Origin of the sequence: Salinadaptatus halalkaliphilus (assembly GCF_006543045.1) — an archaeon.
Classification (GTDB): Archaea; Halobacteriota; Halobacteria; order Halobacteriales; family Natrialbaceae; genus Salinadaptatus; species Salinadaptatus halalkaliphilus.
On sequence record NZ_RBZW01000070.1, the window covers coordinates 63,562 to 72,533 of the forward strand.

Consider the following 8,972-nt stretch of genomic DNA (forward strand, 5'->3'; position numbering starts at 1 on the left):
GAAATCGCAGTCCGACGTGGTACTCGTCGCTATCTTGTCGAAGGTAGTCGAGTTCGACGAGCGTCGTGAGATGCTCGCGGACCGTACTTTTCGACACGCCGAAGTGAGTTGCCAGTTCGGTTACTCCAGCACCGTCGCGTCGTCGTATCTCCTCGACGATGCCCATCGATCGTTCGGTCGCTTTGATCGGAACGTCGGGTTTATGTGTGCGCTGGGACATGATGTGTCGTATGTGGCTGTGTACCAAAAATCTGTTCCTTATTACCAAACGGGGTACCGATACGATCGCTCGATCCTCCAACGTGACCGTGATGTCGGCGTCGTACTTTCGAACCGTGCGTTGATCGCACTCCAGTGGGTTTCGCGGTGCCACGGATTCTTGCCGACCAGATAGTCGGCGACCATGTTGCGCTGTGCTGTTCCGGGAGAATGTTCGCCTGCGTATTTCGTCAGTATTCCGGTGTCGGTGTGAACCTCAGTGCTCGCCTGCCATGAATTCGCCGGCCTGGGGTTCGTACGGATCGGTGGGAATTTCGACGAGCGTCGGCCCCGTGTCGAGGGTCTCACGGGCGATGTCGATAATCTCGGCCTGCGTTTCGGCCCGTTCCGTCCGCAGCCCCATTCCCTCGGCGATGGTGGCGACGTCGAGTGGCGCGTCCGCCCAGCCGTACTCGCCCTGCTCGAGGTCGTAGGATCGTTCGGCCTCTTCGCTGATGATCGCGTAGTCGTCGTTATTGAACACGAATACCGTCACGTCTAGCTCTTCGGCGACCAGCGTGTGGAGCTCCTCGAGACACATCAGCAGTCCACCCTCGCCGATGAACGCCGCGACGGGTTGATCTGGGTTGGCCGTTTTCGCACCGATCGCTGCGCCGATGCCGACGCCCATCGACGCCCACGAGCCGGGGTTGACGTAATCACGCGGCTCGTAGACGGGAAACGACACCAGCGTCCAGATCCGAGACCCCCCGGCGTCGGCCGTGACGATCGTCTCTCGGGGCAGCCCCTCTCGAAGCGCTTCCAGCGCGGTTGCGGAGGACAGCGGCGGCTCGGCGTCGTCGGCTAGCTCGGCCAGTCGATCGGCGACCCCTTCTCTGACCCGCCGCGCGCGTGACTCGCCGTCCTCGCTCGCTATCGAGCGCTCGGCGAGGTCGTCCTCGAGCATCGCGAGCGTCGGGCCGGCGTCGGCGACGATGGCGACGCTTGGCTCGTAGCCTCGGCCGACGTGTTCGGGCTCGAGCGTGACGTGAATCAGTTCCGCCGGCAGATCGTAGGCCCACTGCTTCGTCCAGACCGCGTCGAAGTCGGTCCCGACGCCGAGGACGGCGTCGGCGTTCTCGAGACAGGCTTTCAGTTCCGCACTCGCCCCACCACAGAGGACGCTCGTCGCGAGCGGGTGGTCTTCCGGAACCGTTCCTTTCCCCTTGTAGGTCGTGGCGACGGGCGCATCGAGCGATTCGGCGACCGACAGGAGTTCCTCGGTCGCGTTCGCCGCGCGGACGCCACCCCCGGCGACGATGACCGGCGACGACGCGTTCGCGAGGCGTTCGCTCGCCGTCCGGATCTTGGCTTCCGGTGGCTCCGGTGGGGCCGTCGTCGGGCGGGATTCGCGAGCGGCCACCTCGACGTCGGCCGGCACGAAGTCCTTCGGAATCCCGACCCGAACCGGCCCCGTCGGTGGCGTTCGGGCGATCTCGATGGCTCGCTCGAGCTCGGCGACCGTGCTCTGGGGCGTTTCGACCGTGACGTTCTCCTTGACCACGTTGTCGTACGTATCCGGTGGGGTTTCGTGGATCCCGTCGCCTCCGCGGACGTTCGGCTCCGTCTCGACAGCGATGTGCAACAGCGGCGTACAGTCGTTGAGCGCGTTTTTCAGGCCGTTCATCGCGTTCATGTCCCCCGGCCCGGGGATGACGACCGTCGCAGCCATCTCGCCACTCGTTTCGGCGTAGCCCCAGGCCTGGTGGGAGACGTTCGTCTCGTGTCTGGCCATGACGAACTGGATGTCGTCGCGCTCGCTGACGCTTTTGTTCAGCGGGAGCGTCTGTTTGCCGGGAATGCCGAAGATCGTTCCGATTCCGTTCCGAGTAAGACAGTCGATGATTTCGTCGCTCGCATTCATACTCTGTCTTCGATTCTCTGCCCAACGGTATAATGGTTGTGTTATCGCCACCCACAGTCGCTCTAACGCGGTTCTACGACGAAGACACACAGGATGTGTGCCCCCACCAACCGCACGGACGCGGCGTTACTTCCGGTGGTCGTCGACGACTCCCAGTCGAGTTCGATCCCGAGTCCGGGCTCGTCGGGGACGGCGATCCGTCCATCCTGGATGAGCGGCTCCGACCGATCGACGAGGTCGTCCCACCAGGTGACGTCGCGGCAGTGAAACTCGAGTGCGAGGAAATTCGGCACCGTCGAACCGACGTGGACGCCGGCCATCGTCGCAACGGGACTACCGATGTTGTGCGGCGTCAGCGCACAGTAGTACGTATCGGCGAGGTCGCCGATCTTCTTGGACTCGGCGATACCACCCGTCTTCGGCACGTCAGGCGCGACGAAGTCGACGGCTAAAATATAAATCCTCGCCCGAGCATCGTCGCCCGCGTCGTCTGTGACTAGATTTATCTAGTGGGTTGCCTTGCAGGCTAGTATGCAACAGGTCCACGAATCCGATCGGATCGTGTCGGCGGAGACGATTCGGAACGTCTGTGGCGATCGCGAGCTTCCGGCACTGGGGACGATCGAGCAAGTGTGGGAGACCGATCCGATTTCATCGGACGACATCGAATCGCGGGCCGCAGCCGCGGTCGACACGCTCGATCTCGAGGACGTTCCTGCCGGCGGTGAGATCGCGATCGGCGTCGGCAGCCGCGGGATCAACAATCTCCCGGCGATCGTCCGCGGGACTGTCGAGGGGGTCCGGGATCGCGGCTACGAGCCGTTCCTCTTTCCGGCGATGGGTAGTCACGGTGGGGCGACGCGGGAGGGCCAACTCGAGGTGCTCGAGGCGCTCGATGTCACCGAGTCGAACGTCGACTGCGAGATCCGGGCGACGATGGATGTCGAGTTGATCGGTCACACGCCTGATCGAGACGTGCCAGTCTACGTCGACGCCAACGCCTACGCCGCCGACGCGATCGTGCCAGTCAATCGGATCAAACCCCACACGATGTTCGCCGGCGATGTCGAAAGCGGCCTCTCGAAGATGCTAGTCATCGGGATGGGGAAACAGGAAGGCGCAAAGATGGCCCACGAGTGGGCGCTGGACTGGAGCTTTCGGAACATGATCCCGGAGATCGCCGGCCGACTCGTCGACCAGTTGCCGGTCGCGGGCGGGGTCGCCATCGTCGAAGACGAGCGGGATCACACGGCGATCATCGAGGGCGTTCCGGCCTCGGGCTTTCTCGACCGCGAGGCGGAGTTGCTCGAGACGGCCTACGACCGCATGCCCCAGTTGCCGTTCGACGACCTCGACGTCGTCGTCTTCGACCGACAGGGTAAGGAGATCAGCGGCGCCGGAATGGACACGAACGTAACTGGCCGTATCCTCCCGTTCAACGAACCGTCGCCGGAGAACCCGTTCATCCGTCGCATCTACACGCGCTCGTTGACGGATGCCTCTCACGGGAACGCGACGGGCGTCGGGCAGGCGGATTTCATTCACGAGGACCTCCTGGCCGATTTGGACATCGAAAAGACCGTCGTCAACACGGTCACCTCCGGCAGCGTCGAGAACGCCCGCATTCCCGCGACCGTCGACTCCGACTGGGCCGGGATCGTCGCCTGCCTCTCGACGGTCGGTATCCGCGAACCCGACACCGTCAGGATGCTCCGTGCGACCGATACGATGCACTTAGAGCGACTCTACGCCTCCGAAGCGTTACTCGAAGAGGCCCGCGAGCGGGACGACCTCCGGGTCGTCGCCGAGGCGGAGCCGGTCGAACTCGAGGACGGCGACCTCACGGCACCGTCGCCGACGCCGCCCGAATAGGGTCGCCGGACGTGGGTTTCGGTCTCATACGGTTTCCTGTAGTCAATTACCGCCGATCGCCAAAACGGGGTCGGCGATCGACGGTACATAGTTACAGTAATCCGTATCACTCGACGATCGCATTCGTCAGCGGCTCGTCGGTGTGGCGACGATCGTAATTGTGCAGATAGAGGTCGACGAACCGATCGACGAAGTCCTGAGTTCGGCCGACGACGCCCATCCGGACCGTGTTCGACAGCGCGATCGGCGGGATCGCTTCCTTGACGCTACGGGACGTGATATTAACGATGGTGCCGCCGCCGTCGTCGTGCAGGGCGTCGGCGCTCTCGCGAAGTTCGTCTACTGCCTCCTCGAGTCGGTTCTGATCTCGTCCGTTGATGACGACGTTAGCACCCTCCCGAGCAAGAATCTTTGCGGAAGCTTTCCCTAAGCCGCTGCTCGAGGCACTAACCAGTGTGGTATTATCGTGGATGTCCAGCTCCATGGCCGGATACTCCGGGTCTGTCAGCTTATAGTTTGGGTAGTGGTGACGCGGAACATACAACGATCGCCGAGACCAGTGACGTTCCGTACCCGGTCCAGCGTGTTGGGGTCTTCAGCTGATGACGGTGTGGTCCTCGCGGCGGTCGTCGATAAACTGCCAATCGATGTCGACGCCGAGTCCGGGCCCCTCCGGAACGGGAATCGTGCCGTCGGCCGTGAGACGCTCCGGCGGATCGACGAACCCCTGCTGGTTCATCCAGTCGATGTCCTGGGGATGGACCAGGGAGTGCTCGAAGTAGTTCGTATTTCGAATCGCACTCAGACAGTGAAGTGTCGCCGGTCCACCCAGATGGAACTCGACGTCGAGGCCGAACGCCTCCGCGACGGTCGCGATCTTCAGACAGCCGGTGATGCCGCCGTCCTGGTGGACATCCGCCCGAACCATCTCGACGGCTTCCGCCGCGATGTGGTCGGCACGCCCGTACGGGCCCGTCCGAACGTGTTCGAGGCCCAACAGCGGTGTCTCGAGTTCGCGCGTCAGGTTCTTGCTCGCGTTGATGCTCTGACCGGTGTCGGCCATCGGATCTTCGTACCAGTAGAAGTCGTACTCGTCGAGGACGCGACCGACGCGAAGCGCCTCCCGGTACGTTTCGTAGCCACTCGCCGGATCGAGCATCAGATCCATCTCGTCACCGACCGCCTCGCCGACGGCCCGACAGATTTCGATGTCGGTGTCGACATCCCCACCGGGATAGCCGTGGATCTTGTAGCCGGGATAGCCACGTTCCAGACACGTCCGGGCGAACTCGGCGTAGGCCTTCGGCGAATCGAGCCCGCCATCGGCGTCGTCCATGAAAAACGTCGAGGCGTAGGCCGGAATCTCCCGTCGCGAGCCCCCCAGTAGTTTCGAGACGGTCTCGTCGTAGTAGTTCCCCGCCAGATCCCACAGCGCGATGTCGATCGGCCCGAGTCCGAAGTGATCCGTATGACGGAATGCGCGCCACAGATCCTGCCAGATGGCTTCCCGCTCGAGTGGGCTTCGACCGAGGAGAACGTTCTCGGCGGCCATCTCGACGTGTTTAGTCATCAACTCCCCGTAGGTGATACTCCGGTAGTGGCCTTCGGTTCCGTCGGATGCACGGATCGTCACTACGAGGCCGGCTGGTTCGATCGTGTTGCCCGGGTCGTAGACTTGGTGGACAGGAATCCCACCTGCAGTACCAACGTTTTTTAGTTCAAACGTGAACTCGTGGAGTTCGATGGCGGTGATTTCCATGCGTCAGATCGCCTCGTCTATTGTATCAGCAAATACGGGTATATACGTATCGCTCATCCAGGTAGCGTCCGGAGCGACGATCGATCGCGCCCGTTCACCTGTTGCTTCTCTTCCGGTTCTGCTGCAACCGCATGGCGGGTCAGCCGCGTCGGGGTACATCTGTAGGACTACTATTCAGCCTCGTGATCAGTAGTGGAATTACCATTGTAATTGGCAGCGATCTATATTGTATATACAGCACAATATTCAATGACAAACTCAGTTTCGCTGGATCCGATTCTAGATACCAGCATATGGCGATTCAGGCTATCTAACTCGGTAAATAATTACTAAAACACGAAAAAGATAGATATATGGAACTCTTGTAGTAAATAATTGTAGACTTAGTATTCTTTCTATCGGTCTACTCTGTCGGATTGGGTTTATCGACCGACAGAAGCCGTGAGGGCGTTCAAAAACTCCAAATATGACCTAGGTGTCCATAATTCATAGACGATATATCGGACATACTCTCAAAATAGTATTGGTAATTAATCACAATACTTTATGTCCAATACGCCGAACGCTATTTCAGGATAGATGCCACAGGACGGTCGCAGCTGCACCAGCAACGACTGTTACTAGTTTGTATTGTAATATCAAATCTATATACAAACTTACACTGGTGCCTAACTAAGGGTAGAATTTTCCAAGTTAACTTGTTCATTAACTATTGTTTACTATTGTACCCGTGTAATCACTTGCCGCCCTAACCTTAATTATCTAGCCATATAGACGACTACCAGTGTCCCGGCAACTACTGTCACTCCATCTTCGTTACAGTTCGTACTTGATTTTGAGCTCGAGTTCGTTTGCGACTCCAAGAAGGAGATCTGTGAGCTCGGTTTCGAGATGGTCGGCCTTCAGTCGGTGGGCAGGGCCCGAAATACTCACACCGCCGATGACGGATTCGTTCGCGTCGGTTACGGCCGTTCCAATCGCAGAGAGTCCTTCAGTCGATTCTTCGAAATTGTATGCAATTTCGGTTTCCCGGACCGTTTCGAGTTCCGTGTAGAGTTCGTCTTTGTCGGTAATAGTATTGGGCGTCATTGCTGGAAGCCCGTATCGTGAAATAATCTCGTCGACGTACGATTCCGGTAATTTCGCGAGAATCGCTTTTCCGGCCGCGCTACAGTGTAACGGGCCTTGTTTCCCGATCTGACTATCCGTTTCGACCGCGTTGCTTCCCGTTCCAGTGTGAACGTAGTAGCGATAGCCGTGCTCTTCGATGAGAAATTGGACCCGTTCGCCGGTTTCGTCGGCAAGTTCGTCCACTTTCGACTTCGCCAGGCGGTAGGCGGGGTCGCTATTTTGTACGGCTCCGCCGACCGTCAAAAACTTCATGCCAAGCTGGTAGCTGTCCCCGTTTTTCGTGACGAAGTCCTGTGAGAGTAGTGTGTTCAGGTGCCGGTGTACTGTACTGGGTGATCTGTCAAGGTAGTCCGCGACTTCGTTTACTCGTCCTCCGTCGAGCGTTTGGAGCGCTTCGATCACCGATAGCGTCGTTTCGGTAGCCTTCACCCGGGCTGCTCCCTCGTTTTTCATAGTACTCCATCGTAGCCAGTTATTTATAAAATCCCGTGTTATGGAATACTCGTTCTATTTTTGATGGTGTATATACCCCGATACTGGCTCGGAAAGAGTGCTGCTAAAGCGATGGACGAAGATAGCGAACACCACTATAACGTTCTGCCCTGCAGAACGGCCTGGTTGACTGATACGGATTGTTGTAGCGTTTTACCGGTGATCACCCGGATGGGTTCGGTGATCACCGGTAACAACGGTCCGTATGAGCGTTGCCGGCGTCCGCACGTGGAGCCGTCGTTCTCGATGGAGCGGCTCATACTGTTGGACAGAACTGGTAGCGTTTCAACCGTCGACTGCCTAGGTCAATTCACACTCGCCTTCTACCGGTTTCGACGGATATATGCCTCTCGTATCTTCATTGTCACCATGGATCTGGACGTAGCTGATAAGTCAGCGATCGTACTCGCTGGAAGTAAGGGTCTCGGTCGCGCCGTTGCCACGCAACTGTTCGCCGAAGGGGCGAGTGTAGTCATCACCTCTAGCGATCAGGACAATCTGGCGGACACTGTCCAGGAGATTCGTGATACCGTCGACGAAAACCCGGATAAACTCCAATATCGCGTCTGTGACCTCACCGACCCCGATTCGATCGAATCGGGGATGACTGGTGCGATCGACGATCTCGGCGGTCTAGACATTCTGATCACGAACCACGGTGGCCCACCATCCCGGACGTTCGCCGAGACCACGCTCGAGGAGTTCGACGACGTTTATCAAGGTGTGGTTCGAAGTACGGTCCAAGCGTGTAAAATCGCCTTGCCATACCTCGAGGAGGGCGGTGGGTCGATTACGAACCTCGTTGCGGCATCGGCACTCGAGCCAAACGTTTCCGGCTCGTTGGCTAACGTGTTCCGTCCCGGTGTCTACGGCCTTTCGAAGACGATGGCCAACGAGTTCGGCGGCGACGGTATCCGAGTCAACTGTGTCGCACCACGGGGTATCTACACCGACCGGATCGAGTACAAGATCGATATGCTGGCCGACGAGGAAGGGATTTCCATCGAGGAAGCCGAACAGCAACGCGAGGAGGAATTACCGCTGTCGCGACTCGGTTCGCCCGAAGAGTTCGGCCGTGCAGTCGCGTTCGTCGCGTCACCGGCGGCCGGATTCACGACCGGCTCGATCCTCCACGTCGACGGCGGATGGTCCTCGAGCGCGTTCTGATCGCTACCTCCGCCTCGAGTGCCGGATATTTTTTGACCGAGGAAGCTATAGCAGCTATCGCAGGCCATCACAGACCGAATTGCAGTTTGAGTTCCCCGCGTACGCGCCAGAAGAACGAGGCGAGACCGGTTCGAGAGGTCTCGATCGATCGGCAGCCTGACCGTCTGCAGAGCGGTCTCGGTGCGCTCTTCGAAAGCATCATACGGATTACAGTAAACCGTATCAGTCCCAAGGCCCGTTCGAGCCGTCGTCTACGACACGTTCTCGATGTTGGCGACGACTTCGTCGGCGTACTCGCTGGTGGCGAGTTTCTCGGCGTCCTCAAGTTGGCGCTCGAGGTCGTAGGTGACCTTCCCCGAGGAGATGGTTTCTTCGACGGCATCGCGGACGAGGTCGGCGGCGTCGGCCCAGCCGAGGTACTCGAGCATC

8 protein-coding genes and 2 pseudogenes are annotated in these 8,972 nt (G+C 59.2%); 2 read left to right on the top strand and 8 right to left on the bottom strand.

What is annotated here, in order from left to right:
* The 4 genes and pseudogenes from D8Y22_RS23000 to D8Y22_RS19565 form a co-directional block, all read right to left on the bottom strand.
* Positions 1 to 220: helix-turn-helix domain-containing protein (locus D8Y22_RS23000; protein ID WP_246084519.1), on the bottom strand; the 220-nt coding region annotated here is incomplete at its 3' end.
* A gap of 99 nt (positions 221 to 319) precedes the next feature.
* A pseudogene (locus D8Y22_RS23455) lies at positions 320 to 474 on the bottom strand (mandelate racemase); the annotation flags it as partial.
* 1 nt (position 475) lies between these two features.
* Entirely contained in the window at positions 476 to 2,122 is a 1,647-nt protein-coding gene (locus D8Y22_RS19560) for a thiamine pyrophosphate-binding protein (RefSeq protein WP_141466349.1), read from the bottom strand.
* 62 nt (positions 2,123 to 2,184) lie between these two features.
* Entirely contained in the window at positions 2,185 to 2,547 is a 363-nt protein-coding gene (locus D8Y22_RS19565) for an enolase C-terminal domain-like protein (protein ID WP_246084520.1), read from the bottom strand.
* A 106-nt stretch (positions 2,548 to 2,653) separates the two neighbouring features.
* Here D8Y22_RS19565 and D8Y22_RS19570 point away from each other — a divergent pair, with 106 nt between their 5' ends.
* Positions 2,654 to 3,994: a DUF362 domain-containing protein gene (locus D8Y22_RS19570; RefSeq protein WP_141466350.1), complete on the top strand. Its 1,341-nt coding sequence runs from the start codon at positions 2,654 to 2,656 to the stop codon at positions 3,992 to 3,994.
* Between the two features lie 319 nt (positions 3,995 to 4,313).
* On the opposite strand, the pseudogene D8Y22_RS23560 reads toward D8Y22_RS19570, so the two are convergent.
* From D8Y22_RS23560 to D8Y22_RS19585, 3 genes and pseudogenes are all read right to left on the bottom strand, one after another.
* Positions 4,314 to 4,478, bottom strand: a pseudogene (locus tag D8Y22_RS23560) (SDR family NAD(P)-dependent oxidoreductase); the annotation flags it as partial.
* Between the two features lie 111 nt (positions 4,479 to 4,589).
* A complete protein-coding gene (locus D8Y22_RS19580) occupies positions 4,590 to 5,753 on the bottom strand; it encodes an enolase C-terminal domain-like protein (RefSeq protein WP_141466352.1) in 1,164 nt (387 codons plus the stop codon).
* 816 nt (positions 5,754 to 6,569) lie between these two features.
* Entirely contained in the window at positions 6,570 to 7,337 is a 768-nt protein-coding gene (locus tag D8Y22_RS19585; RefSeq protein WP_141466353.1) for an IclR family transcriptional regulator, read from the bottom strand.
* Positions 7,338 to 7,745: 408 nt separating this feature from the next.
* On the opposite strand from D8Y22_RS19585, the gene D8Y22_RS19590 reads away from it, so the two are divergent.
* Entirely contained in the window at positions 7,746 to 8,543 is a 798-nt protein-coding gene (locus D8Y22_RS19590; RefSeq protein WP_141466354.1) for an SDR family oxidoreductase, read from the top strand.
* 251 nt (positions 8,544 to 8,794) lie between these two features.
* On the opposite strand, the gene D8Y22_RS19595 is transcribed toward D8Y22_RS19590, so the two are convergent.
* Positions 8,795 to 8,972: isocitrate/isopropylmalate family dehydrogenase (locus D8Y22_RS19595; RefSeq protein WP_246084523.1), on the bottom strand; the 178-nt coding region annotated here is incomplete at its 5' end.

What these genes read in the sequence shown, in the direction of transcription:
- D8Y22_RS19560 (WP_141466349.1), bottom strand. Translation starts at nt 2,122, where the DNA reads ATGAATGCGAGCGACGAAATCATCGACTGTCTTACTCGGAACGGAATC.
- D8Y22_RS19570 (WP_141466350.1), top strand. Translation starts at nt 2,654, where the DNA reads ATGCAACAGGTCCACGAATCCGATCGGATCGTGTCGGCGGAGACGATT.
- D8Y22_RS19580 (WP_141466352.1), bottom strand. Translation starts at nt 5,753, where the DNA reads ATGGAAATCACCGCCATCGAACTCCACGAGTTCACGTTTGAACTAAAA.
- D8Y22_RS19585 (WP_141466353.1), bottom strand. Translation starts at nt 7,337, where the DNA reads ATGAAAAACGAGGGAGCAGCCCGGGTGAAGGCTACCGAAACGACGCTA.
- D8Y22_RS19590 (WP_141466354.1), top strand. Translation starts at nt 7,746, where the DNA reads ATGGATCTGGACGTAGCTGATAAGTCAGCGATCGTACTCGCTGGAAGT.